Origin of the sequence: Methylotetracoccus oryzae, assembly GCF_006175985.1 — a bacterium.
GTDB lineage: Bacteria > Pseudomonadota > Gammaproteobacteria > Methylococcales > Methylococcaceae > Methylotetracoccus > Methylotetracoccus oryzae.
Map to the genome: position 1 here is coordinate 1 of NZ_SRSH01000004.1, position 24,009 is coordinate 24,009.

Sequence of the window (24,009 nt, forward strand, 5' to 3'; positions counted from 1 at the left end):
CGTCGGGTCTGCTTCTTCTTCTGGTCATAGGCCAGCGAGGCGAAGGTCGTCTGTTTCATCCGGTCACCGCGTTCACGTGCTCTGTTGGCGATAGCTTACCAGCCGCATTTGTTCAGAGGCTCCCTAGCTGGCGCCGACGCCCCTCCGTGTCGCTAGCGATGCCATCAACCGCCCGATCTGCGGCATAATCCGTAGTCGGCGCGCCTCGGACTTGCCGGCCGCCGCCGGAAGCTAAAGCGGGGATTTCCGCGGCGTGTGTTGCTGCGTTTTGCATGCGCACCTGTCCGCTGTCCCTAGTTCCGACTAGGCAACTGAGCAGCCGGGTGCCCGCCGCCTTCTCACTGATAAAACGGTGTTGAACGGGTACAGAGCATATTTCGCTCGTAGGGGATTACTCGTCCTGAATGCCGCGGATCTTGCCTTAACACCTTAGCGGCTTAACCCCCTGGGGTCGTACCCCCAATCGCGTTCCGAAAACCGGCCCTACATATCCTAGGGCTGACTGAGACCGACTCTCGATGTATTCGCGGGTCTATCTTTACATTTGTGAAGCCGGAGGTTCTATGCAGGCTATATGGTACGTGCTGATCGGTCTCGCCGCCGGTTGGATGGCCGGGCAATTGGTGAGGGGTGGTGGCTTCGGCATTGTCGGCGACGTCCTTGTCGGGGTATGTGGCGCGGTGCTGGGTGGTGTTCTGTTCGATGTTCTGGGCTTGTCCTCCGGCGGTGGCAGACTTGGCAGTTTGATTGTCGCAACAGTGGGTGCGGTAGTGTTCTTGCTGCTCTTGCGCCTTATCAGAAAGGCCTAGTCGCGGCGTTGCCAACGTAGACCGACGACGTCGGGAAGCACGCGCCCTTCGTGTTACTCGCTAGGCACAAGCTACCTGCACCAATCGAGATGAAACCCAGGGATCAGGCTTCTCGCGTACGATTATGCTCTTCTGGCGTAGACGCACTTTCCTCCTGTTGATTACCCTGCTTACGCCTAAATTCGCCCCATCAACAACAAGACCAGAACGATAAGGAGAAGAACCCCGATCGCTCCGCTAGGTGCGTAACCCCACCCACGACTATGTGGCCAGGTCGGTATCACTCCCAAGAGCATCAGGACCAGCACCAGGATTAATAACGTGCCAAGAGACATATCCAATCCCTCCAAATTGGTGAAGAAGATGCCGCCCGCTTTCCGAGCGGCATCCGCGCACTCAGCCAGTGCTCACTGATGACTGCACGCAGGGATCAATCCAAGGTGTTTTCGAAGTCCCTGATCCGTTTGTCCGCTTCATTTTGCGCGATTCCATATTTTTCCTGGATCTTGCCGAGGAGGATATCTCTTTTCCCAGCAATCTGGTCGATTTCATCATCCGTCAACTCACCCCATGCCTCCTTGACTTTCCCTTTGAGTTGCTTCCAATTACCTTCTATTACGTTCCAGCTCATGACTTTTCCCCTATAGATTCCTATTAAAAAAAAAGGGAGTATCGCTCTCCTGCGCCCCTCAGCCCCATGGCATCGAATGATCAGCGGCACCGGTAATAGGCGGCCACTGATTGACCATGTCGATCAGCCTCAAAAAAGTCGTCAAATACGACCGATCCGCCTTCAGCTTATTCTCGCATTCACCAAAAAGATCATAACTCCTTACCGACTCAACTAGGGCTCCACGCGGTAAAACTGATCCAATACTTCGCGTTGATGATCCCACTGACTTGAACTTTCCGGCCAGTGCTTCTTATCAAAGCCTGGCGCTTTCTTCAGGGTCGACTTTTCTACATTGAGAAGATAATACTCCTTGTTCTTTACCCATTTCAGCACCCTCCATGGCACGGCAAAGAGCTTATCCCCAATACCCAGAACGCCACCAAATGACACGACCGCGTACACCACTCGACCACTTTCAGGATCGAGAACCAACTCCTTAATATCGCCCAGATTCTCGCCTTTTGAGTTTTTAATATCCGTACCAATAATCCGACTCGCTCGGCTTACCTGCTGCATGGACTCATTCGCCTTATGGGCTCGGTCCTCGGATTCTTTCTGGCGCGCGTCCTTTAACTTTGTCTGCGCTTCTAATGTCTCTTGTTTTTTCTTCTGAACATCGGCTGCCAATGAACCGCCAATCGACACCGAACTCAATATCGAGATAGCGATCAGGGATGCGATTTTTTTCATAAATTTCTCCGAAACTGTGCTTCAACCCGGTTCCATGATGTCACTGAGCATTGAAACGGACCCGATCACCGCCTCATCACCTGCCCGCTCCTGTTTGTCCACAGCAGTCAGTCCGCCTTCCGCTGCCGCCAGTAGGTTACTCGAGTAACTATCGCAAAAATCGTCAGATGTGCGCCGCGACCGACTCTAGAGTTTCCAGTGTCGTTGACTCATATATCACCGGGGCTCCTGATAACTACCCGAAAAGCCTCCAAACTGTGGCTGCGGAAGGCATAGGCGGAGCCCCATAGATAGAGCCGGAAGCAACGGTAAAGCGCTTGGCCCCAGCGGCACGTGATTTCACTACGGGCGGCCTCGAGATTTTCGCTCCAGGCCTTGCATGTCAAAAAGTAGCTGTGACGGTCATTGTGTACCGCCAGAAGCTCAAGTGGTGTTTTTGCCATCGAGGTTAAAAAGTCATGAAGGCATAGGTAAGCATGATCCGCAGGAAACACATAGCGTGAGATGAATGCGGGTTTGGCATACTTGTGCTGGGAAGCACTTGCATCGAGATAGACGTGTCCGCCAGGTTTCAGCAAACGCTGGAGTTGCCTCAGTACGGCTGGGTAGTCGGGGAGATGCTCCATCACACCAAGTATGACGATCGCATCGTAGGGCTCCGATGCAGTGTGCTCCAGAAAATCCTCATTCCGGACTCTACAGGGTAAGTTCCGCCTTGCAATAAGGTCCGTCAGGAACTGCTCTGACTGGCGCGAGATGGTTAGCGCCGTGACCCGAATGCCCCGCTGACCCGCGTGTTCCACGAAACTTCCCCAGCCACCACCGACATCGAGGACATGATCACCCGGCTTCAGATGGCAGGCATCGATGGCGAAGTCCAGTTTGCGCTGCTGCGCTGTTTCGAGTGCCTCGTCATCCCGCTCAAAGAGCGCTTGGGAGTAACAACGCGTCGGGCCTAGGAAGCGGAGATAAAACTCGCAGGGGAAGTCGTAATGGGTCGCGATCGCCAACCGGTCGCTAGTGAGACGCCCGATTAGCCACGGGGTAAGGCGGCTCCACAGCGAATACAACGGATGGCTGTTGCGCAAGGCTCGTCGAAGGCTGACGAAGCTCAACATATCGCCAGCAATTTCCAGGCTTCCGTTCACGTAGGCTTCGCAGATCTTCAATTCGTCGAGATTCCGGAGAGCGCCCAAGGCTGCTGGATCGTTGACCACAACCTTGACCTTTGGCTCGCCCTTACCCAGGCGGTAAGTGCGCTCCCCGGGTATCGTGAACTCTACGGGCGCCCGAATCTTTCCTTGAACCTGCTGCTGAATTCTCCGAAACAGACCGTCGAAACCAGAGATGGTCGGTAAGTCGCTTGATTGCGCCATCGTTTGTGCCTCGCCCGCTACGCGCGGATTCGCTTAGCCCGATTCTTCGCTGCTGCAACAACTGGACGTCAGTTGACGAGCGCCTTCGAAACGGGGCAATGAAATCCTAAACAAAGGATTAGGCGCGGTCTGTTCGTTATCGCACATAGCACCGCACGTGTATCAAGGGCGGGTCTGCGGACACCGCGGGAACCGGGAGTCTTCGCGGCTTAACGACTGGCTGACGTCAGCGTGAGCGAGCGGCCAACGCATGATCGGCGGATCGACGCAAAGGGTGCTCCTTTCCTGGCGATACCCAGACCGCACCATCATCCGAGCCTAGCTCGTAGGCAAACACCTGCGCTGAGCTCAGTTCAGTTCAGTTCCCGATGAGTTGCCGGAACGAGCTGTTAGCCCCGTGCAAAGCTGGCCCTCGACCTATGTGTGCTAGCGTACCGACCGCATTCAGTTTGCTGAGTAGGCTGTGAATCGCACCATGGATTAACTTCTCCATGTGTGGTGAGTAGCGGAATAACGATTAGGAGATTGTCATGAACAAAGATCAGGTAAAAGGACGAATCGAAGAGGCGAAGGGCAAAGTGAAGGAAGTCACCGGTAAAGTATTGGATGATGAAGGCATGGAGATAGAAGGGAAAATTCAGAAGAATGTGGGCAAGGTTCGGGCCGGGGTAGGCGATATCAAGGAAGACATCAAAAAGGGCAACTAACCTGTAGACCTCTGGGCCGGGAATCTACAACGCCAAATCAGCCATGGAACATCGGCCATGCGCAAGACAACAACGAGCCTGTCACTAGGGGAACCTACACGGGTGTTTCATGCCTCGCCATGGCCATGGTCCTCCATGCATAAGCCATTCCACGGGTGGAGGCGAAAAGGAGCCGTGCTGGCAATCGGCGCCGCGATCGTCTTCGGCTGCACGTCGATCCGCACCAGAACCTTGGAGAAAGGCGACGTGACAATGACCAAAGAGCAATTCGCGACACAGTTTGAGCGTGTCTTCCGTTATCACAACAGTGTGATGAATAACCTGATCAACGTCTCTGCTGAGCTTGAAGAAAGTAGTCCTGACGGCTCCGCAGTCAGTGAGGCGGAGGCCATAATGGATGAAGCCTGCGAACCCCTGAATGAGGTCGTGGCGGCGGAATCTGTCTCGGAAGACGTTAGCTTTGAAACGATGCGTCTGTTGCCGCGAGCGGTGCCGGAGTGCGAAGCGGCCACTCGTCGGGTCGAAGTACTGCTGCTGGACGTCCTGAAGACCCAAGAAAGCTCAAGAAAATTTGTCGCTCGTTAGCTTCGAGGGATCAGTTGCAGATAAACCGGAGCGGGAGATGCGCCCTCCCTTCAGCATGCCTCGCGCTTTCGGTTGCCCGGGAGTCGGCCGACGGCACGGTGTTGGTCGTCGCGGCGGACCGTGCGCCGGAAACAGTCCCACACGCCCGCGTCATCCCCGTTTGTCAAGATACCGTTCCAGGGCCATACCCGTGGGTCACTCAGACGTTAGCCTGCGGACGAGCCACTTGCGCCCTTCCTCGGCCAGCCCCATCGTCACCACGAAAGGAGTGACCCAGGCCCACCATGCGGCGGGTAAGGGTGCCGTGCCAAACAGGGCATTCCCCCACTCGGTGTAGACGATCAGCAGTATCAGCCCGAGTTCCAGAGCGATGCCCGACAGTAGCAGCGGATTGGTCAGCAGACCGAAACGAAAACCGGACTGGCTTGGATGGCGGCACAGGAACACATTGATGACCTGGGTCAGCACGATGGCTGCGAGACAGGCCGCGGTCGCCTGCAAGTAAAGGGGATCCTGCCGTTCCAGCACTTCCCCATAACGCCAGCCCGCCCCGTGCAGCACATGAAAAAAGGCGGCCAATGACACAGCAGCTTCCATCATGCCCAACCATAGATAAGCCCGCAGCAGCAGTGGCCAGTGCAGCAATCGCTCGGTGCGCGCCCGAGGTGGCTCCCGCATCAGGCCGGAGTGGGGCGCTTCGGCCCCAAGGGCCAGCGCCGGCAGCATGTCCGTCCCGAGATCCACGGCGAGGATCTGGATCACCGTGAGGGGCAGCGGGATTTTGAACAGCACGAAGGCGAGGTAGGGCACCAACTCGGGGATGTTCGAGGTCAGAATGTAGGTCAGGAACTTGCGGAGATTCTCGAACACTGCCCGTCCCTCTTCCACCGCGCCGATGATGCTGGCGAAGTTGTCGTCGAGCAGGATCATGTCGGCCGCTTCCTTAGCCACGTCGGTGCCCGTGATGCCCATGGCGATACCGATATCGGCCGCCTTCAGGGCCGGCGCATCGTTCACGCCGTCGCCGGTGACGGCGACGATTTCCCCCTTGCGCTGCAAGGCCTGCACGATCAGCATCTTCTGTTCGGCGGTTACGCGAGCGAACAGGATCTCCGGCGCATCCAGCGCCAACTGCAACTCAGCCTTCGTCATCTTCGGCAGGGCGTCGCCGCGCAGCACGACCGGCGCATCACCACGCACCAGGCCGATTTCACGGGCGATCGCCAAGGCCGTCACGGGATGATCGCCGGTAACCATGATGACCTTGATGCCAGCGGACCGGCAATGCTCGATCGCCGGCGCAACTTCCGGTCGGGGCGGGTCCTCCAGACCTACCAGTCCGCACAGTGTCAAGCGCTCCTCTCGAGGTTCCTCGTCCGAGCCCAGCTGTCGGTAGGCAAAGGCAAGTACGCGCAAGCCCGAGGTGGCCATTTCGTTCTGAGCGGCCAACAGGCGCGCGCGCCGGCTCGCATCGAGAGGCCGCTCCAGTCCGTCGCACTGCACGCGATCGCAAACGGTCAACAGCGATTCCAACGCGCCCTTGCAATACAACATGCGTGTCGCACCTTCATCGCAGGCGACAGACATGCGCTTGCGGTCACTGTCGAACGGCAACTCGTCAATTCGTCGGTCAGCGTCCGGGCTCATGCCAAGGCGCTGCGCGTATTCCACCAACGCGACTTCCATCGGATCGCCGAGCAATTCCGTCGTGCCGTTCCGGACTACCCGATGCACGTTGTGGCAGACCGCAGCGGTGCGCAGCAGCCAGACAAGGCTTTCGACCGGAGGCTCGGTCGCGCTGCCCACCTCCGGTGCCTGGAAACGGTCGTCGGCAAAAAGGCATTTCACCGCCATATGGTTCTGGGTCAGCGTACCCGTCTTGTCGGAGCAGATCACCGTCGTCGAGCCCAGCGTTTCGACGGCCGGCAGATGCCGCACCAGCGCGTTCCGCTTGGCCATACGCTGGGTTGCCATGGCCAGCGATAGCGTGACCGTGGGCAGCAACCCCTCCGGCACATTTGCGACGATGATCCCGATAGCGAACATGAAGTTGTCCCAAAACGGCAGGCCGATCGTCTGGCCGATCAGGAAGAAGGCCACGCCCAGGCCGCCTGCCATCGCGGCAATGATGCGCGACAGGCGGGCTATTTCCCGTTGCAGGGGCGAGGACACTTCCTCGGTGTTCTGGGTCAGGTGGGCGATCTTGCCGAACTCAGTATGCATGCCGGTCGCGAACACGACGCCACGCGCCTGGCCGGAAACGACGCTGGTCCCGGCGAGTACCAGGTTCCTGGCCGTGAGCGGCGTATCGTTCTGATCGGGTTCGGCGTTGCGCGCTTTCGGGAGCGACTCTCCCGTGATCGTCGCGGCGTTCACCCTTATCCCGAACGCCTCGATCAACCGGCAGTCGGCCGGCACCTTGTCGCCCTCCTCGAGCAGGATAACGTCACCCGGAACGAGGGACTCCACGCCCAATTCCTGCACTTGACCATCTCGCAAGCCCTTGATCCGTTGCGGCAACAACCGACGCAATGCGTCCAGAGCCCGCTCGGCCCGGTACTCCTGCCAGAACGAGAACACCCCGTTGATCAGGATGACGCCAACGATGGCGATGCCCAGTTGTCGCATTCCCTGGCCCGGCCCCAGCCGTTCGGCCCAAAAGGCCAGTGCCGCGGCAACCCACAGGATGAGGGCAAAGAAGTGCGTGAATTCCCGAGCGAAACGCATCCATAGCGGAGTGCCTCGAACTTCCTCGAGCCGATTGAGACCGAATTCACTCTGGCGACGCCTGGCTTCCGCTTCACTCAACCCGTCGGGCGCGCTGTTGAGGCTGTTGAGGGCTTGAGCAGCGAGCAGACCGGCGATCTGGGCCGTATGCAAGGACGAAAGACCGAACGCCGCGGGCCGGAGCGGCAGCGGATGCTGGTTCAAAGACCGGCGGATCGACTTGCGAGACATGACTGCTCTCCATGGAGCCCAACCGCGCGCGCTAGAGGCGAGGGCAAGACGACTCGCCTAACCCACTAAAGCGTCGCCCTCACCTTACCAGAATGCCTCCCTGACATCGCGTGACTTAGCTCAACCCCTCCCAGACCGACAGCTCCGATTTCCGCCGCCGCCCGATCCGGCTCTCTTCAAGACACACCGAACCGCCGTCACTATGGGTCCGACAAAACCGGCGCACTCGTCCGATACCCGACATGTCACCCGCCTCTTGTGGGGCCTGCCGGAGAGTTCTGTTGACGCTGCAACCCATACCAACATCAAGAGCGGTCCAAGAGGTAATGCCGGAAGCCAGGTTCATGAACTTGGATACATGGATGGGTTCATTGCCAACCGGCCCGACGACGCCCGCAGCGCATAGCTCATGTCCCTCTGGTCACTTACCCACCCCACCACCGCCCTTGGACGTGGTCACGCCCAACCACTTAACCACTGAACGCGCCAACCGTTCGCCACGAGATAATTCCGGCAACACAAACCCTCGAATGCAAAACCATGTGCGCTTCCGTACCGACTCTGGGTGTCATTCAGCGCAGGCTATTACCCTTGCATTGGAAGCGAGGCTCCACGACGGCGACGACCCCATAACGATCGCCTAGGGAATCAGACCAATCTTACTCTGGTGAAAGACATGGTCCACAGGACACATGGGACCGCCGATAGGGCGACTGGGCCGACACTCGATACACATGAGCCTGAGTGAAAGCAGGCTACGCTTCCGAGAAACAACGCGTTACCAAGAGCAGGGTTCAACTCGCCTGCAACGCCAGAGAAGCCAGGACGACATACTCACACTGAACAGAACCAAAACCATGAATGTCTCCATGCCAGAACGTAGACCGACTAGTAAGCAGGTGACAGCGAAGGCCGCATACCTGACGATTTGCCTCACCCCCATTATGGCGGTCGCTATTCCGCCCGGCTTTTCGGAACGCACGATCGCAACCGGACTCGACCGACCCACTTCTATTTCGTCCGCACCGGACGGGCGCCTATTCATCACCGAACAGGCGGGCAGAGTACGGGTAGTAAAATCAGATACCCTACTACCAAACCCTTTTGCCACTCTTTCCGTCGACGATACCGGTGAGCGTGGACTCTTGGGTCTGGCACTTGATCCTTCTTTCGAAATCAACCACTACGTCTATCTTTATCATACGGTCAAATCGACTCCCGCGCATAATCGTGTTACACGAGTTACAGCCAATGGCAGCAGGGTAATTCCGGGAAGCGAAAGGGTCACTCTCGATCTGGACCCTTTAACTACGAGGACCATTCACAACGGAGGGGCCATGCACTTTGGGCTCGACGGAAAACTCTACATCGCTGTAGGCGAAAATGGCCAAGCAGCCAACGCCCAATCATTGTCCAACAGACTGGGAAAGATGTTGCGAATAAATTCAGACGGCTCTATCCCTGAAAACAACCCACAGTCGTTCCCCGGGGTAGCCGGCAGAACAACGGGAGAGAATCGCGCAATCTGGGCACTGGGCCTACGTAATCCGTTTACGTTCGCAGTTCAGCCACTGACCGGGGAGATCATGATAAATGACGTGGGCGAAAATTCATTTGAAGAGATCAATCGCGGCGGGTCCGGAAGGAACTATGGATGGCCAATAAGTGAGGGGCCATCCTCGAATCACAACTTCTCATCCCCTATCTTTACGTATCAACATCTGCGCGGAACGCCCACCGGCTGTGCCATAACGGGAGGAGCATTTTATAATCCAGCCAACCAGAAATTCCCACATCCGTATTTGGGCAAATACTTCTTTTCTGACTACTGCTCGGGATGGATACGCTATCTTGATCCAGCCGACCCGAAATTCTCGACTGAGTTTGATAATGGGCTCACCCTCCCTACCGATCTCGATGTCGGGCCAGATGGTTCACTTAACTATCTTGATCGCGGCACCGGCAGGGTGGTAAGCATTCGATATACCGGAACGACCGCGCAAGCGATCCTACTGTCATCCAGTCAGGCCGAGGTCATTGAAGGCCAAAGTGCCGTCACCTCCATCACGTTGGCAAAGGCGCCTGCGACCAATGTCGTGGTCAACGTCACCGGAACACGGACACCCGGCACCATCATAGGGCCCCCCTCATCCTTCACATTCACACCTAAGAACTGGAATATTTCACAGACGTTCAGGGTATCTCCAAGCCAGGACATCAATCTCTTCGACGAAAGCGCCACGTTCCGATTTCTCGCGCCTGGCCTGGCATCAACCAGGCTTTGGGTGAATGCCATCGATGACGACAAACCTGCCAGGGCACCTAGGGCTCTGATCGCCATGCCGCGGAATGCGGATGTCGTGTCGGGCACGAAGGCCGAATTTTTTGGCAACGCATTCAGCGAAGGCCACCTTGTTCTTTCGAGCCGATTCTTTATCGATGGCGTACTGCAGTTCACGGACATCAATAACACCAACCACTACCACTTGGGCGGCGACCACAATCTCTGGGACACTACCGGATTGACGAACGGGTGGCACAGGTTGAGCATGAGGGTTGTTGATGAACGAGGATTCGTGGGCGCCCACAGGATCATGGTCTATGTCCAGAACTAGGCTGCGGTCTTTCGGTCTCTTCCAGCGCGGACGCCTAAACACGCGCCGTTGTTGGGCCCTTGTCCAGGCGCTTGCCTAGAGGGCGAAAGGCGAGACCTTGAATGGCATTGGCTATACAGCCGTTACGATGCAGGTGCGGCGCAAATTGGGCAAGCCAGGCGCTCGGTCGAAAAGCCGAGGCGCCATGGCCGCCCACGAACTCCCACGTTTTATGCCTGGCATCCGTCCCTGGCGGCACACGGACACCCTTCGGTCAGCCTTCTGCGACTTGCCCTTCCGAAACGACACCCCCATCCCACCGCCAATCTCGAACTTCCGGCATGTCTTCACCGTATCGCTCGATATAAGCGGTGTGATCGAGGAGTTTGTCACGGAGCAACTGCTTCGTGTACGCACCGCGTGAGCCCAGGCTCGGCACCCGATCGATGACGTCGATAGCCAGATGGAAACGGTCGAGATCGTTCAGCACCACCATGTCGAAGGGCGTGGTCGTCGTTCCGTTCTCCTTGTACCCTCGCACATGCCACTGGTCGTGATTGGTTCGGCGGTACGTCAAGCGATGAATCAGCCAGGGATATCCGTGGAACGCAAAGAGGGTCGGCTTGTCCCGAGTGAAAAGAACGTCGAAGTCGGGGTCGGAGAGGCCGTGCGGATGCTCGCTCTGCGGTTGCAAGGTCATCAGATTGACGATGTTCACGACGCGGATCTTGAGTTCGGGAAAGTGCTCCCGCAGGATCTTGACTGCAGCCAGCGTCTCCAGCGTAGGCACGTCGCCGCAGCAGGCCATCACGACGTCCGGGTCGCTGCCCTCGTCGTTGCTGGCCCACTCCCAGATGCCTAGCCCGGCCGTGCAGTGCCTGACGGCGGCCTCGATGTTCAGCCATTGCGCTTCCGGCTGTTTGCCCGCGACGATCACATTGACGTAGTTGCGGCTGCGCAGGCAGTGGTCCGTCACCGAGAGCAACGTGTTCGCATCCGGAGGGAGATAGACCCGGATGACATCCGCCTTCTTGTTCACCACGTGGTCAATGAAACCCGGATCCTGGTGGCTGAAGCCGTTGTGGTCCTGGCGCCAAACATGGGAGGACAACAGGTAGTTCAGCGAGGCAATCGGTCGTCGCCACGGAATGGCCCGCGACATCTTCAGCCACTTCGCATGCTGATTGAACATCGAATCGATGATATGGATGAAGGCTTCATAGCATGAGAAGAAGCCGTGCCGGCCGGTGAGCAGATAGCCTTCCAGCCAACCCTCGCATTGGTGCTCGCTCAACATCTCCATGACCCGGCCGTCGGGCGCAACGTGTTCATCAGCCAAGGTAATGTCCGCAGTCGAACAGCGGTCAGTGACTTCGAACACCGCATCCCAGCGATTCGACGCGGTTTCGTCCGGGCTGAATACACGGAAATTGCGTGCATCGGCATTACCAGCGAGCACATCACGAATGAAGCGGCCCTGTACTCGGGTCGCCTCGGCCGTCACGGCTCCGGGCTCTGTAACCTCGACAGCGTAGTGGCGGAAATCCGGCATCACCAAGTCACGGAGCAGCGCACCGCCATTGGCATGCGGGTTCGCCCCCATGCGCCGGTCGCCTGTGGGCGCCAGCTCGGCGAGTTCCGGCAGGAGCGCGCCATGCTCGTCGAATAGCTCCTCCGGACGGTAGCTCTTCATCCAGGATTCAAGAATTTTCAGATGCTCAGGCTTCTTCGCGAGTTCGGCAACCGGCACCTGGTGTGCGCGAAACGTTCCTTCGACCGGTTTGTCGTCGACTAGCTCTGGCCCGGTCCAGCCCTTCCGCGAGCGCAGCACGATCATTGGCCACCGGGGGCGCTCGCGGAAACCGTCACTGCGGGCCTTTCGCTGGATGGCCTTAATCTCCGCGATCACCGTATCGAGTGTGGCCGCCATCAGCTGGTGCATGGTCTCCGGGTCGTCACCCTCGACGAAATGCGGCGCATAAGCGTAGCCACGGAACAGCGATTCCAGTTCGTCGCGGGGAATTCGCGCGAGCACGGTCGGACCGGCAATCTTGTAGCCGTTCAAATGCAGAATGGGCAGCACGGCGCCGTCGTGAACGGGGTTGAGGAATTTGTTGGAGTGCCAACTGGTGGCCAATGCGCCTGTTTCAGCCTCGCCGTCGCCGATCACACAGGCGACCAGCAGTTCGGGGTTATCGAAGGCCGCGCCGTAGGCATGGGCCAGCGAATAACCAAGCTCCCCACCCTCGTTGATCGACCCTGGTGTCTCGGGAGCCACATGACTGGGAATGCCGCCCGGAAAGGAGAACTGGGTGAATAGTCGCTTCAGACCTGCTTCATCCCGTGAGATCTTGGGATACAGCTCGCTGTAAGTGCCCTCCAGGTAGGTGTTGGCGACGATCCCGGGTCCGCCATGTCCCGGACCCGTCACGTAGATCATGTCCAGATCATATTGCTTGATGACCCGATTCAGGTGGACGTAGATGAAGTTCAGCCCCGGCGTCGTCCCCCAATGGCCGAGCAATCTCGGTTTCACGTGCTCCAGCGTCAAAGGCATCTTGAGCAGCGGATTGTCGTACAGGTAGATCTGCCCGACCGACAGATAGTTGGCTGCCCGCCAATAAGCGTTCATCTTGCTCAGGAGATCGGGGGACAGGGTCTGCCGTGTGGCATCAGTGTTCGGTGTGTTCATGAGCGGGTCACTATTCCTTTCGGATGGGGATACGCGGCGTAACGAGTTTCCGGCCACGACTCATTCCACCACCAGTTCCATCAGATCAAGGACCGGGTAGGCGGTGGCGCTCACGCCCGCAGATCACCCATGCCGGCTGAAAGCAAGTATGTCGAACGCGGTCATTGGGAACCGTTTTCCCCAGGTTCGGCAGCGTGATCAGCAGCGGCCGCATCCGGGGAGCATTGCGCTTCGGGCGGCCGACCCGAGCGCGGGGAGCGTCGAGCGGCCTTCATCAGCCAGGCCACCGGCAGCGCGGTATACAAGGTATGCGCCGAGGCAATCAGGCTGATAGCCGACTTCAGCGGTGTTTTCGGGGCGACGCCGGGACCATCGGCGGTAGCGACCGATGCGGAGGGCCGCGGCCGGGTCAGTTCTCCGGTGAGGAACCCGATTCCACCTGCCAGCAGCAAGCTGGTGGGCGATGTCATCCGCTGGTGTATCTTCCGTATCAGCTCGGCGGCGCGAGCATCCAGCCCCCGGCGGCGACTCGCAAGCTGTCGCTCCGCGGCCGCGATGCGGCCGGTCAGAGATCCGGGAGGGTTTCGGGCGAACGTCCAGGCCACCATCACGATGGCTCCGGATTCCGGGAAGCGTCGGGCACAGGCCGAAGACTGCGAAGGGTCGCCGGGAATTGCAGGTGGCGGCTGTTGCGCCTAATCACTCCCCAGAGAATCAGCGCGAACAGCAGATTCATCGCGACTGCCAGCAGCAGGGCTTCACTCCAAGCCAGACCCGCGCCGACCAGTGCCATGACCGCCGCAGCCATGAGTCCCAGCCACGCGCTACTAAGCATGACGGCCAGCATGATGCCGGCAACCATCATTCCCACTAGACTCTTGCCCGCGCGCTGCGTTTCCAGCGCGGCCAACAAGAAGCGATCGTGAGCCAGTGCACGAAGCTCATCCCAAAGGGACTGGATGTCTTCGAGCACTCGGGATTCGCTGACCGGACCGCCGCTCATCGCAGCCTGCCCGGAAGTCTGTGGTCCTTCTGAGTCTGGGGCTATCAAGACCAGCCCTGCTAGCGGCTGCTCAGTAGGCGGCTCAGCAGAAACCCTGCCGCTGCCGCGATACCGAGCGAGGTTAGCGGGTTTTCACGGACATACCCGCGACAGTTTTCCATCAGTTGCTGCTCAGCGTTCTTGAGCTGATCACCCTTTTCACCGATCACCTCGGCGGCTCGATTGGTAGCACTCGCTATCTTGTCGACAGCCTCGTGGGCAGCAATCGATACATTATCGATAGTCTCCATGACGTCTTCCTCTCTACTCTTTGACTAGGCGATCAGCGTATTCACAGTCACAACAAAAGGATGTGCTTTCAGCGACGACTCAACATCCAACCGAGCAGAAACCCAGCCGCACCGGCGATCCCAATGGAGGCGACCGGGTGGCCGCAAACATAACCGCGACACTGCTTCATCAGCCGTTGTTCGGCGCTCTTTATCTGCTTTCCCTTTTCGCCGATTACTTCAGCCGCGTGATCTGCCGCATCGGCAATCTTGTCGCCCGCCTCGTGAGCGAACTTTGACACTTTTTCCGTGGTTCCCATCGTATTCTCCGAGTCTATTTAAGTAACATGTCTTTCTTCACCGACCTAACACCATCGACACCGCGCGCTACTACAACGGCGCTGGCGATATTCGCATCGGAATTGACGAAGCCACTGAGTTGCACGATGCCGTTCGACGTTTCCACATTGATCCTCGCGTACCTCAAGGCAGGCTCCGTCGAAATCGCTTCCTTTATTCTGGCCGCGACGACGCGATCATCAACATCAGTCGCAGTTCCGTCATTTTCATTTACAAGTACGCACCCATTAGCCATTAAAATCATCGAAGCCAGAAGCACTTTATAGCCAAATTTGATGTGGGACTTCATTGCCGGAATTACCCCCCATTAGCCACCGCGCCACTGCTCGTCTGAGCCGAAAATAAGGACGCGTCACAGCAACGCGTTGACGAAACGATATCCATCTACCGGGTTGCAGTCGGTACGGTAGCGCACAGACTGTCCCCGGGGATTACGTAAACTTTTCCGCGCCTGTCCTGCCGTTTGGTGTAAAGCGAAACATCGCTCCCTCCACATCAGCGGCATTACGGTTTCCAAATTTCGGATACGACACTTGGATAAAGCCTGAATTTGCCTGGTGCTTCGTCCTGTTTGGGCCGGGCGCTTGTGCCGTGGAGCAAGATTATCGGGAACCAATAATGGCGGCTCCCTATCGTTGGCAAGTCGACTAGAATGCGGGCGCCGCCCCGCGGATCAGTTCTCCGCCCGAACACCGCGCGCGGTCTCGGCGCAAAAAGCCGCGAGGCTTGCCAGCACCTTTTTCACCGCCCGATTGGCTGCCACCACGCCGCCGTAGGGGTCGTCGCTGGCAGCGGGAATAGCCGCATCGAATTGCCGCCCGGCCAGCACACGGCGCGTCTTGTCGTCGACCAGGTACGCTCTTAGCGTGAAGCGGACACGACTCCGCAGCGAGGTGAACTCCTGCTGCAAGTCAATGATCTCGGTATCGAGCCGCAGGTCGCCACCCGCAGCGCTGGGCGCCAGCACGACGGCACGGAACGCGCCGGTGCGCTCGATGGCGGCAACCAGCAAAGGCCCGAGCATCCGCGCCGGCGGGTCCACCCATTCGCTATGCGCGAAATACTCCAGCTGGTGGCGCTCTCGGACGTAGATGATCCGGGAACTGTCGAAGCCGGCCGCCGCGCGTGGAGGATTGACAGTCAGGGTCGGTGCGGTGGCCGGTGCCCTCACCGCCAGCGGTGCAGCCCGCGCACTGTCGAGCGAATAAAAGCTCGTAGTCGGCGTTGCCGCGGGAGACAACCAGCTGCAGGCGGTGACCGCCAGCAGCACCAGACCGATGACCAAGCCCCTTCCGCAGCGCGCCATCGAGCGTTTTTTCATGGCCTTGACCTCCCGGTTGTTGACTCACCCGGACCTTCCGGAACCGGGGTACGACCGAACAACAGACCCCTCGGATTACGCTCGGTTTGCTCGGTCAGGCGCCGCAGCGAGGTCGCCAGGACACCGAGTTCGCCCAGCAGGCGTCCCAGTTCGGGGAGTGTTTCCGCGGTGAAGCGCCTGGCGTCGGCACCGACAGCTTCGACCACAGCACCGGCGCTGGCGCTGGCCCGGGCAACCTCGTTGCCCATTTTCTCGACGGCGCGGGCACTCCTGTCGATACGCTCGATCACCGGCCCGGAACGAGCGGTTGCCCGCGCGGCATTTTCGAAAGTGCGCGCCGCGCTGGTGATTCCCGCATCGATCGTCTCCTTGCGCGCGGCGATCGTGTGCGCCACGGCAGCGATGTCGGCAAGCGTGCGGGTCAGCGCAGCCCGGTTCTCGTCGCTGAGCAGCGCGTTGATGTTGTCCGATGTGCTGTCCAGCTTCGCCAGCACCGTGGTCAGCACATTCTCCAGTCGCGCGCTGAGCGAAGGCTTGGTGCGGATCACCGGATAGTCGCTGCCCGGCGCCGTACGCAGCGACGGCGCATCGCGCGCGCCACCGCTGAGCTCGACATAGGCTATGCCCGTCAGGCCCTGGGTGTTGAGCACCGCCACCGTGTCCTCCTTGATCGGCGTGCCGCGTTCGATGGCAAAGAGCAGATTGACCCGCTCCGGGTTGCCCGCGTCCAAGCGTATCTCCCGCACCTTGCCCACGTCGACGCCGTTGTATTTGACCGGCGCATTTAGGTTGAGGCCGGCCACCGATTCATCCGACACCGCGCGATAAAGGTCGTAGTGCTTCTGAAAGGCCCCGCCCGATGCGAGCCAAAGCACGCCCGCGATCAGCGCCGCACCCAGGACCAGCACGAAGCCGCCGACGAGGGTGTAGTTCACTTTGGTTTCGATGCCGGCCTCCCCCGTCCTCCGACGGTGTGTCTCCCGCTCTGCTGCGCCGCTCTGCCGCGGGGGCCGTCGAAGAAGCGCCTTATCTCGGGATCGTCCCTCTCTGCAAGCTCCGGCATCGAACCGATACCGACCACTTTGCCGCCGGCGAGGACGGCGACGCGATCGGCGACCTGCCACAGCAAGTCGAGGTCGTGGGTGATCATGACGATGGTCAGGCCGAACAGATCCTGCAGCTTGAGCACGAGATCGTCGATGCCACCGGCGCTGTCCGGATCGAGTCCGGCCGTGGGTTCGTCGAGAAACAGCAGTTCCGGATCGAGTGACAGCGCGCGGGCCAGGGCGGCACGCTTCAACATGCCACCACTGAGTTCGGCGGGATACTGGGCGCCGACCTCGGGCTCCAGTCCGGTCATTGCGAGCTTCCACGCGGCGATGTCATCGATCAGCGTATCGTCGAGACCGGTGTGTTCGCGCAGTGGCAGGCCGACGTTTTCCTTCACCGTCAGCGAACCGAACAGACCACCCTGCTGGAACATCACGCCCCAGCGCTGACGCAGCGCAAGCGCATCGGCATCCCCGAGGGTGGCCAGATCGAGGCCGAGGACCCGGATGGAGCCGGAGTTCGGGGTGTGCAGCAGAATCATCTCGCGCAGCAACGTCGATTTGCCGGAGCCGCTGCCGCCGATCACTGCAAAGATCTCGGCACGACGCACGTCGAGACTGAGGTCAGCGTGGACGGTGTGATTGCCGAAACGCGTAGACACCTTGCTGACCTCAATGACGACCTCCGTCGTCTGCACAGCGGTCGTCACGTCAGAGGCCCAGCGCGCTGAAGGCGACCGAGAACAGCGCGTCGGCCACGACCACGAGGAAGATAGCCTGCACGACGCTGCGCGTGGTCTGGCGGCCGACGCTGTCGGCGCCGCCCCGGGTGCGAAAGCCCTGGAAGCAGCCGACCACCGCGACAATGCAGGCAAAAACGGGCGCCTTACCGATGCCAACCAGAAAGGAGGTCATGCTGATGGCCTTGACGAACCGGTCCAGAAACTCGCCGAAGCCGACGCCGAGCTGGGCGCGAGCCATGATCATGCCGCCATAGACGCCGAGTACGTCTGCGAAGACGGTCAGCAGCGGCAGCGCGATCACCAACGCGATGAGCTTGGGCAGCAACAGCAGATCCAGGGGTGCGATCCCGATGGTGCGCATGGCGTCGATCTCCTCGGTGACGGCCATCGTGCCGATCTGCGCGGCGTAAGCGGAGCCCGAGCGTCCGGCAACGATGATCGCGGTGATCAAGGGCGCGAATTCCCGCAGCATCGACAGCCCCACCAAATCGGCCACGAAAATATTGGCGCCGTATTGTCTGAGCTGGTCGGCGCCCTGATAGGCGACCACGATCCCCAGCAGGAAGGACAGCAATCCGACGATGGGTAGTGAATCGAATCCAGCGCTCCGAATGTTGTACAGGACCGGACGCCACCGGAAGCGCGACGGATGCGCGAGGTTGCCGACCAGCGCGACGGCACCCTCGCCGACGAATCCGAGCATCGCAGCCGCCTGCTCGAAGCCCGCCGCCGTGCTGGCGCCGAGTCGGTAGAGCCACGTCGACGACGGGCCGGCGACAGGTTCGGGCTTACCGGCGCGTTCCGCGAGATGCTGCGCCACGACGTCGAACAGTCTAGCCAAATCCGGACGCAAACCCTGTAGCGTCACCTTCTGGCCGTCGGCGCGCAGCCGCAGCAGCAGCGCCTGGAGCAGCCACGCGCCGGCCGTGTCCAGCGCCTCGACATGGGCGCCATCGGCAATCGCGTCCGTTCCCGAAGCGACTTGCACTGATTCCAAGCGGTGTGCCAGGCTGCCGATGCCGCGCGCCGTCCAGGATCCGGACAACCGGATCTCCGCCGGGCTGGGCTGATCGACTGCAGCGGGCTCAAAGGGAATCGGTTTCATGGCTATCCGGCAAGCTAAAGCAAATGCCTTGTCGGGTATGTACGCTGGCGCACAGAGCCTCAGCAACGGAAGGAGTCACCATGTGCTGCCGCGTGCGCATACCCCGCGTTCCCGTAAGTCTTACCATTGGCCCCTTTAGAGAAGATCGACATGCGCCCACGTCACCTGGAACGACACCGGACCGAACACATCGGTTGGCTCCGCGCCGCGGTGCTGGGCGCGAACGATGGGATCGTGTCGACCGCGAGCCTGGTACTGGGCGTGGCCGCTGCCCATGCGACGCACGGCAATGTGCTCCTCACCGGTGTTGCCGGTCTGGTTGCCGGAGCGATGTCGATGGCCGCCGGCGAGTATGTGTCCGTCCACTCGCAGGCCGATACCGAACAGGCCGACATCGAGCGCGAACGGCAGGAACTCGCGACGAACCATGACGACGAGCGCAAGGAACTGGCCGCGCTCTACGTCAGCCGCGGTCTTTCCCCGGCACTGGCGAAGAAGGTCGCCAGCCAACTGATGGCGCACGACGGGCTGGGGGCGCATGTGCGCGATGAACTCGGGATCTCGGATGCCTTGAGTGCGCGGCCGATTCAGGCCGCTTTGGCTTCGGCCGCCAGCTTTGCGATCGGTGCGGCCCTGCCGCTGCTGGTCACGCTGTACTCCCCTGAATCGGGTCTGATTCCCTGGGTCTCCGGTACTTCGCTGGGTTTCCTCGCGCTGTTGGGCGGGGTAGCCGCACGGGCTGGTGGCGCACCGGTTATGGTTGCAGCCATGCGCGTCACCTTCTGGGGTGCGCTCGCGATGGGCTTGACGGCCACGGTGGGGGCCCTGTTCGGAGCTGCAGTGTGAGCAAACCAGGCGACGACCCGCAGACGGATGGAGAGCTTGCGCATCTGCCCACGGAACCGGTCGACCAGCTGACACAAGCCTTCGTTCGCTTCCTCGGCATCGAGGCGGCCGCCGGCGCCATTTTGCTGCTGTTCACCGTGGCTGCCGTTGTCCTTTCCAACTCCCCATGGGCCGGCGCATTTTCGGACCTTTGGGAGATACCGATCGGACTCCAGATCGGTTCGATGGAGTACGCCCGGTCGCTGAGAGAGTGGATCAACGACGGCCTGATGACGCTGTTCTTTTTCCTGGTCGCATTGGAACTCAAACGGGAACTGATCCTAGGCGAGCTGAACCACCCGCGCATGGCCGCGCTATCCATTGCGGGTGCCATCGGCGGCATGCTGGTGCCGGCAGGACTGTATCTGTTGCTGCAGAACGGTCAGCCCGGAGCAAGCGGCTGGGGCACGGTCATGGCAACCGACACGGCCTTCGTCATCGGCTGTCTGGCGCTCCTCGGGTCGCGCATTCCCCCGAGCCTGCGGGTATTCCTCCTCTCCTTGGCGATCGTTGACGACATCGGCGCGATCCTCGTCGTGGCCATCGGTTACAGCCGCTACGTCGATTGGGGCGCACTCGGCCTAGCTGGGCTGGGTCTCGCTGTCGTGCGCGGAATGGGGCTGCTCGGCATCCGCAGCTTTGCCATCTACTGCATCGCCGGCGGACTGATCTGGCTGGCTTTCGATGCCTCGGGAATCCACCCAACAATCGTCGGCGTCATACTCGGCCTGATGACGCCGGCACGGCGATGGGTCAGCGATCAGCGTCTCCACGCCATCCTGGATCAGGTCGTCGCCTACCCGGCCAGCAGCGAGGGGAGTGGGGCTACCAAGGATCGGGACACCTTGCAGGTCGCGGAAATCGCCGCGCGCGAAACATTGTCCCCGATCGAGCGCCTGGAGATGGCGCTCCATCCTTGGGTGGGTTTTGCCATCATGCCGTTGTTTGCGTTCGCCAACGCCGGGGTCACTCTAACCCTGCGCGACTTGGCCAACTCGGTCACCGTAGCCGTGTTTGTCGGATTCGCGCTCGGCAAACCCCTGGGCGTTCTGGGCTTCAGTTGGCTGGCCGTGCGGTCCGGAATCGCGATCCTCCCTCCCGCTCTGGGCTGGAGGTTGCTGGCGGGGGGAAGCCTGCTGGCCGGGATCGGCTTCACGATGGCCTTGTTCATCGTCAATCTGGCGTTCAGCGGAGATCTGATCGAAAGCGCCAAGTTGGGAATTTTCTTGGCGTCAGGCGTTTCGGCATTGGCGGGCCTGGCGCTGCTGGCCTTGGTATTGCCGCGCCAGTAAGGCGCGCCGTCGCACGGCTGCCACGATAGGATCCGTGGGGCTGAGCTAGTAGCCATTCCAACGTGCGGGGCATGACGCGCCTGGTCCGCGCGGCCGGCACAAACCGTCCCGGACCGCTGCAGAGTGTTCAACAAGCCAGCCAGACGGGGCTTCAGTGGTCCGACAGTGACACCCATTGCTGGGCTCGGCGACAGGTCCGAATGGTTCGACACGCATCGGGGATCACCATGAAGCGACCGCTGATTGACCGGCTGACTTGGATTCGCTTTGCCGGAGTCGTCAAAGCGCTGTTGTCCTCGGAGATTGGCGGCAGGGCGAGCACGCTGATTATCTTGCTGATCCTCTTGCTGCTTGGCATCAACGGCCTGAATGTCTTGAACAGCTATGTCGGCCGCGACTTCATGACTGCCATCGCCAACCGCGACATGGTCGGGTTCGTTTGGCAGGCAAAGATTTACGTCGGTGTGTTCGCGGCATCCGCGGTCGTCTCGGTCTGCGCCCGCTTCATCGAGGAGCGTCTCGCATTGCTGTGGAGAAAGTGGCAAACCGGCCAACTCGTCACCCTTTATCTCGCCAATCGGACCTATTACCGAACAAAGGTGCTCGGGCAAGTGGACAACCTCGACGAGCGCATGACCGAAGACGTCCGGGCCCTGACAACCACGACACTGTCCTTCAGCATCATGGTGCTCAATGGGATTATCACGGTCGTGGCTTTTTCGAAGGTCCTGTGGTCGATCAACCCGACACTATTCATCGTGGCCGCCGGCTATGCATTGTGCGGCACGTTGCTGACCATCATCCTGGGTCACCGGCTCGGCGATCTGGACTCTCGCCAATCGGACAAGGAAGCCGACTTCCGCGCCGCTCTGATTCATGTTCGGGAGAATGCAGAGTCGATCGCCATGTCGCACCACGAGGGGCGGCTCAAGAGCCGATTGCTGCGCCAGATCGCGGACCTGGCGGAAAATTTCCGGCAGATCGTCGCCGTGAACCGGAACCTCGGGTTTTTCAGCGCCGGCTACAACTACCTGCTCCAGATCGTTCCGGCATTGGTCGTAGCGCCGATGTTCATACGGGGCGAGATCGAGTTCGGTGTGATCACGCAGTCGACGATCGCCTTCGCGCAACTGGTCGGAGCCTTTTCGCTGATCGTCACCCAGTTCCAGTCCATTTCCTCTTTCGGGGCCGTGGTATCCCGGCTAAGCGCGTTGTGGGAAGTAGCCGGCTTTGAACACAAGCCATCGGCCGAGCGCTCGGAAATCAAAGTCGAGGAGCAAGCCGGGGCCGTCACTTACGAAGGGCTGACACTGCGGTCGCCGGAAAACGGCCACCCCTTGATCAAGACCCTGTCCTTGTCGATCCCTTTCGGGACCCGGGTACTGATCTCGGGAGCCGACGAAGCCGCCAGAGTCGCGCTTTTCAAAGCCAGCGCCGGACTCTGGCAGCGCGGCGAGGGGCGCATTCTGCTTCCTGAACCGGATCAGATCTTTTTTTTGCCCGAGCGGCCTTATCTGCCTCAAGGCACGCTGCGTCAAGTCCTGGTGCGGACCGGTGCGGAGAGTCTGTTTTCTGATGATCAGCTCCTGCTGACGCTGCGCCTGCTGGAGGTCGAGGACGTCGTGGAGCGGGTTGGGGGGCTGGACGTCGAGCAGCAGGACTGGGCCGAGATCCTTTCGCTGGGGGAACAACAACACCTCGCTTTCGCTCGCTTGATGCTTGCGGCCCCGCAATTCGCTTTCCTGGACCGACCCACGACGACCTTGAGCCCCGATCAGGTCGGCCGCATCCTGAAGTTGCTTAGTCAGCACTCGATAAGCTATGTCACGGCCGGGGACGACGTCGAGAACCTTGATTGCTACGATGCCATGCTCCAACTCACGCCAGGAGGTGGGTGGGTTTGGAAACTGCTCCATGTGAATCAGGATATCGACGCGGTACTCGATCTCAGTGGCACCCCACCAGGGGACTGACGCTCCTTCCCGCGGGGCCCATTGGCCCCAAAGACCGCATTCGCCGTCGACGCAGCGGCGTTCATCGTGACACCGTTGTGTCACTGAGCGGCTTTCACGCTGCTGCCCCGGAGGGCTCCTGCACCTCGTCGGTCCAGACCCGGAAAGAGGACAGGGTGTTCGGGCCGAAGGTATGGGCGATGGGAACATCAGCGGCATCGCGGCCCCGCGCTATGAGCACCCGGCCAATCCGTGGCACGTTATTGCGAGCGTCGAAGGTGTACCAGTTGCCGCCCAGGTAGGCCTCGAACCAGCCGGCGAAGTCCATCGGACCGTGGGGTGGCGGTATCCCGATGTCACTCAGATACCCCGTACAGTAGCGGGCGGGAATGTTCATGCAGCGGCAGAACGCGATGGCGAGGTGCGCGTAGTCACGACAGACGCCAACGCCTTCGGCGAGCGTCTCACCGGCCGTTCTCGTCGCGCGGGCGTGTTCATACCCAAACGTGACATGGCGATGGACGTAATCGCAGATGGCCTGGACACGTCCCCATCCCGTCGGCGTGTTGCCGAAGAGATCCCAGGCCGTCTGCGAGAGCCGATCGGTATCGCAATAACGGCTGCCCAGCAGAAACACGAGGGTCTCTTCGGGCAAATCCTCCACAGAGTGCTGTGGAGCCGAGGGTACAACGCGATCGGCCATGCCGGTATCGTTCACCACCCCATCGGCCGTAAGCCGGAGCCGGCCCGCCGGCGCAACGAGCCGCGTGCACCAGTTGCCGTAGGCATCGCGATACGCGGTGATGGGTAGGGACGGGGTCGTGATCAGATGATCGGGAACAACGATATCGGAGATGCGCGTAAAGTGAATGCTCAACGTCAATATCATCGGCGTCGGTTGGGGGCAGTCGTAGATGAGTTCGTAGCCGACCCGGATTTTCATGGT

The 24,009-nt window shown here is 60.2% G+C and carries 23 protein-coding genes; 7 read left to right on the forward strand and 16 right to left on the reverse strand.

Going from position 1 to position 24,009, the window contains the following annotated elements:
- The first annotated feature begins 518 nt into the window (after window positions 1–518).
- Entirely contained in the window at window positions 519–809 is a 291-nt protein-coding gene (locus BWR02_RS05305; protein ID WP_201276170.1) for a GlsB/YeaQ/YmgE family stress response membrane protein, read from the forward strand.
- A 176-nt stretch (window positions 810–985) separates the two neighbouring features.
- On the opposite strand, the gene BWR02_RS05310 is transcribed toward BWR02_RS05305, so the two are convergent.
- From BWR02_RS05310 to BWR02_RS05325, 4 genes are all read right to left on the reverse strand, one after another.
- A complete protein-coding gene (locus tag BWR02_RS05310) occupies window positions 986–1,144 on the reverse strand; it encodes a DUF3309 family protein (protein WP_139556722.1) in 159 nt (52 codons plus the stop codon).
- A gap of 95 nt (window positions 1,145–1,239) precedes the next feature.
- Window positions 1,240–1,440 carry a CsbD family protein gene (locus tag BWR02_RS05315; protein ID WP_139556723.1) on the reverse strand — a complete coding sequence of 67 codons (201 nt, stop codon included), beginning with the start codon at window positions 1,438–1,440 and terminating at the stop codon, window positions 1,240–1,242.
- Between the two features lie 213 nt (window positions 1,441–1,653).
- Window positions 1,654–2,172, reverse strand: a complete 519-nt coding sequence (locus BWR02_RS05320; RefSeq protein ID WP_139556724.1) for a PRC-barrel domain-containing protein — start codon at window positions 2,170–2,172, stop codon at window positions 1,654–1,656.
- A gap of 209 nt (window positions 2,173–2,381) precedes the next feature.
- On the reverse strand, window positions 2,382–3,548 hold the full coding sequence (locus BWR02_RS05325; RefSeq protein ID WP_139556725.1) for a class I SAM-dependent methyltransferase: 1,167 nt from the start codon (window positions 3,546–3,548) through the stop codon (window positions 2,382–2,384).
- 530 nt (window positions 3,549–4,078) lie between these two features.
- On the opposite strand from BWR02_RS05325, the gene BWR02_RS05330 reads away from it, so the two are divergent.
- Both BWR02_RS05330 and BWR02_RS05335 read left to right on the forward strand, forming a co-directional pair.
- Entirely contained in the window at window positions 4,079–4,255 is a 177-nt protein-coding gene (locus BWR02_RS05330; RefSeq protein ID WP_139556726.1) for a CsbD family protein, read from the forward strand.
- Between the two features lie 174 nt (window positions 4,256–4,429).
- A complete protein-coding gene (locus BWR02_RS05335) occupies window positions 4,430–4,840 on the forward strand; it encodes a hypothetical protein (RefSeq protein ID WP_139556727.1) in 411 nt (136 codons plus the stop codon).
- Between the two features lie 195 nt (window positions 4,841–5,035).
- Here the strand turns inward: BWR02_RS05335 and BWR02_RS05340 are convergent, their stop codons facing one another.
- A complete protein-coding gene (locus BWR02_RS05340) occupies window positions 5,036–7,798 on the reverse strand; it encodes a cation-translocating P-type ATPase (RefSeq protein WP_139556728.1) in 2,763 nt (920 codons plus the stop codon).
- A 734-nt stretch (window positions 7,799–8,532) separates the two neighbouring features.
- On the opposite strand from BWR02_RS05340, the gene BWR02_RS05345 reads away from it, so the two are divergent.
- A complete protein-coding gene (locus BWR02_RS05345; protein WP_201276171.1) occupies window positions 8,533–10,413 on the forward strand; it encodes a PQQ-dependent sugar dehydrogenase in 1,881 nt (626 codons plus the stop codon).
- Window positions 10,414–10,666: 253 nt separating this feature from the next.
- On the opposite strand, the gene BWR02_RS05350 is transcribed toward BWR02_RS05345, so the two are convergent.
- The 10 genes from BWR02_RS05350 to BWR02_RS05395 all read right to left on the reverse strand — a co-directional run bounded on the left by BWR02_RS05350 (window position 10,667) and on the right by BWR02_RS05395 (window position 18,934).
- Window positions 10,667–13,084, reverse strand: coding sequence for a phosphoketolase family protein (locus BWR02_RS05350; protein WP_139556729.1), 2,418 nt, complete (start codon window positions 13,082–13,084; stop codon window positions 10,667–10,669).
- Window positions 13,085–13,245: 161 nt separating this feature from the next.
- On the reverse strand, window positions 13,246–13,554 hold the full coding sequence (locus BWR02_RS05355) for a hypothetical protein (RefSeq protein WP_139556730.1): 309 nt from the start codon (window positions 13,552–13,554) through the stop codon (window positions 13,246–13,248).
- 137 nt (window positions 13,555–13,691) lie between these two features.
- On the reverse strand, window positions 13,692–14,087 hold the full coding sequence (locus BWR02_RS05360) for a phage holin family protein (RefSeq protein ID WP_201276172.1): 396 nt from the start codon (window positions 14,085–14,087) through the stop codon (window positions 13,692–13,694).
- A 59-nt stretch (window positions 14,088–14,146) separates the two neighbouring features.
- Entirely contained in the window at window positions 14,147–14,377 is a 231-nt protein-coding gene (locus tag BWR02_RS05365; RefSeq protein WP_139556731.1) for an ElaB/YgaM/YqjD family protein, read from the reverse strand.
- 68 nt (window positions 14,378–14,445) lie between these two features.
- Window positions 14,446–14,676 (reverse strand): ElaB/YgaM/YqjD family protein, encoded by a 231-nt coding sequence (locus BWR02_RS05370; protein WP_139556732.1) that lies wholly within the window; start codon window positions 14,674–14,676, stop codon window positions 14,446–14,448.
- 14 nt (window positions 14,677–14,690) lie between these two features.
- The gene (locus tag BWR02_RS05375; protein WP_139556733.1) at window positions 14,691–15,005 is read right to left on the reverse strand and encodes a BON domain-containing protein; all 315 of its coding nucleotides are present in this window, start codon (window positions 15,003–15,005) and stop codon (window positions 14,691–14,693) included.
- Between the two features lie 384 nt (window positions 15,006–15,389).
- On the reverse strand, window positions 15,390–16,037 hold the full coding sequence (locus BWR02_RS05380; RefSeq protein ID WP_139556734.1) for an ABC-type transport auxiliary lipoprotein family protein: 648 nt from the start codon (window positions 16,035–16,037) through the stop codon (window positions 15,390–15,392).
- On the reverse strand, window positions 16,034–16,972 hold the full coding sequence (locus tag BWR02_RS05385; RefSeq protein WP_201276173.1) for an MlaD family protein: 939 nt from the start codon (window positions 16,970–16,972) through the stop codon (window positions 16,034–16,036). The genes BWR02_RS05380 and BWR02_RS05385 overlap by 4 nt, the downstream gene beginning before the upstream one ends.
- Window positions 16,969–17,796 carry an ABC transporter ATP-binding protein gene (locus BWR02_RS05390; protein ID WP_328591505.1) on the reverse strand — a complete coding sequence of 276 codons (828 nt, stop codon included), beginning with the start codon at window positions 17,794–17,796 and terminating at the stop codon, window positions 16,969–16,971. Before BWR02_RS05390 ends, BWR02_RS05385 begins: the two co-directional genes overlap by 4 nt.
- 1 nt (window position 17,797) lies before the next feature.
- Window positions 17,798–18,934 carry an ABC transporter permease gene (locus tag BWR02_RS05395; protein ID WP_139556735.1) on the reverse strand — a complete coding sequence of 379 codons (1,137 nt, stop codon included), beginning with the start codon at window positions 18,932–18,934 and terminating at the stop codon, window positions 17,798–17,800.
- 150 nt (window positions 18,935–19,084) lie between these two features.
- On the opposite strand from BWR02_RS05395, the gene BWR02_RS05400 reads away from it, so the two are divergent.
- The 3 genes from BWR02_RS05400 (at window position 19,085) to BWR02_RS05410 (ending at window position 23,084) form a co-directional block, all read left to right on the forward strand.
- Window positions 19,085–19,780, forward strand: a complete 696-nt coding sequence (locus BWR02_RS05400) for a VIT1/CCC1 transporter family protein (RefSeq protein ID WP_139556736.1) — start codon at window positions 19,085–19,087, stop codon at window positions 19,778–19,780.
- On the forward strand, window positions 19,777–21,111 hold the full coding sequence (gene nhaA, locus BWR02_RS05405) for a Na+/H+ antiporter NhaA (RefSeq protein WP_139556737.1): 1,335 nt from the start codon (window positions 19,777–19,779) through the stop codon (window positions 21,109–21,111). The genes BWR02_RS05400 and nhaA overlap by 4 nt, the downstream gene beginning before the upstream one ends.
- Window positions 21,112–21,338: 227 nt before the next feature.
- Window positions 21,339–23,084, forward strand: a complete 1,746-nt coding sequence (locus BWR02_RS05410; RefSeq protein WP_139556738.1) for an ABC transporter ATP-binding protein/permease — start codon at window positions 21,339–21,341, stop codon at window positions 23,082–23,084.
- 94 nt (window positions 23,085–23,178) lie between these two features.
- On the opposite strand, the gene BWR02_RS05415 is transcribed toward BWR02_RS05410, so the two are convergent.
- Window positions 23,179–24,006: a transglutaminase-like domain-containing protein gene (locus BWR02_RS05415; RefSeq protein ID WP_139556739.1), complete on the reverse strand. Its 828-nt coding sequence runs from the start codon at window positions 24,004–24,006 to the stop codon at window positions 23,179–23,181.
- Between the last annotated feature and the right edge of the window lie 3 nt (window positions 24,007–24,009).

What these genes read in the sequence shown, in the direction of transcription:
- BWR02_RS05305 (WP_201276170.1), top strand. Translation starts at nt 519, where the DNA reads ATGTATTCGCGGGTCTATCTTTACATTTGTGAAGCCGGAGGTTCTATG.
- BWR02_RS05310 (WP_139556722.1), bottom strand. Translation starts at nt 1,144, where the DNA reads ATGTCTCTTGGCACGTTATTAATCCTGGTGCTGGTCCTGATGCTCTTG.
- BWR02_RS05315 (WP_139556723.1), bottom strand. Translation starts at nt 1,440, where the DNA reads ATGAGCTGGAACGTAATAGAAGGTAATTGGAAGCAACTCAAAGGGAAA.
- BWR02_RS05320 (WP_139556724.1), bottom strand. Translation starts at nt 2,172, where the DNA reads ATGAAAAAAATCGCATCCCTGATCGCTATCTCGATATTGAGTTCGGTG.
- BWR02_RS05325 (WP_139556725.1), bottom strand. Translation starts at nt 3,548, where the DNA reads ATGGCGCAATCAAGCGACTTACCGACCATCTCTGGTTTCGACGGTCTG.
- BWR02_RS05330 (WP_139556726.1), top strand. Translation starts at nt 4,079, where the DNA reads ATGAACAAAGATCAGGTAAAAGGACGAATCGAAGAGGCGAAGGGCAAA.
- BWR02_RS05340 (WP_139556728.1), bottom strand. Translation starts at nt 7,798, where the DNA reads ATGTCTCGCAAGTCGATCCGCCGGTCTTTGAACCAGCATCCGCTGCCG.
- BWR02_RS05345 (WP_201276171.1), top strand. Translation starts at nt 8,533, where the DNA reads ATGAGCCTGAGTGAAAGCAGGCTACGCTTCCGAGAAACAACGCGTTAC.
- BWR02_RS05350 (WP_139556729.1), bottom strand. Translation starts at nt 13,084, where the DNA reads ATGAACACACCGAACACTGATGCCACACGGCAGACCCTGTCCCCCGAT.
- BWR02_RS05355 (WP_139556730.1), bottom strand. Translation starts at nt 13,554, where the DNA reads ATGACATCGCCCACCAGCTTGCTGCTGGCAGGTGGAATCGGGTTCCTC.
- BWR02_RS05360 (WP_201276172.1), bottom strand. Translation starts at nt 14,087, where the DNA reads ATGAGCGGCGGTCCGGTCAGCGAATCCCGAGTGCTCGAAGACATCCAG.
- BWR02_RS05365 (WP_139556731.1), bottom strand. Translation starts at nt 14,377, where the DNA reads ATGGAGACTATCGATAATGTATCGATTGCTGCCCACGAGGCTGTCGAC.
- BWR02_RS05370 (WP_139556732.1), bottom strand. Translation starts at nt 14,676, where the DNA reads ATGGGAACCACGGAAAAAGTGTCAAAGTTCGCTCACGAGGCGGGCGAC.
- BWR02_RS05375 (WP_139556733.1), bottom strand. Translation starts at nt 15,005, where the DNA reads ATGAAGTCCCACATCAAATTTGGCTATAAAGTGCTTCTGGCTTCGATG.
- BWR02_RS05380 (WP_139556734.1), bottom strand. Translation starts at nt 16,037, where the DNA reads ATGAAAAAACGCTCGATGGCGCGCTGCGGAAGGGGCTTGGTCATCGGT.
- BWR02_RS05395 (WP_139556735.1), bottom strand. Translation starts at nt 18,934, where the DNA reads ATGAAACCGATTCCCTTTGAGCCCGCTGCAGTCGATCAGCCCAGCCCG.
- BWR02_RS05400 (WP_139556736.1), top strand. Translation starts at nt 19,085, where the DNA reads ATGCGCCCACGTCACCTGGAACGACACCGGACCGAACACATCGGTTGG.
- BWR02_RS05410 (WP_139556738.1), top strand. Translation starts at nt 21,339, where the DNA reads ATGAAGCGACCGCTGATTGACCGGCTGACTTGGATTCGCTTTGCCGGA.
- BWR02_RS05415 (WP_139556739.1), bottom strand. Translation starts at nt 24,006, where the DNA reads ATGAAAATCCGGGTCGGCTACGAACTCATCTACGACTGCCCCCAACCG.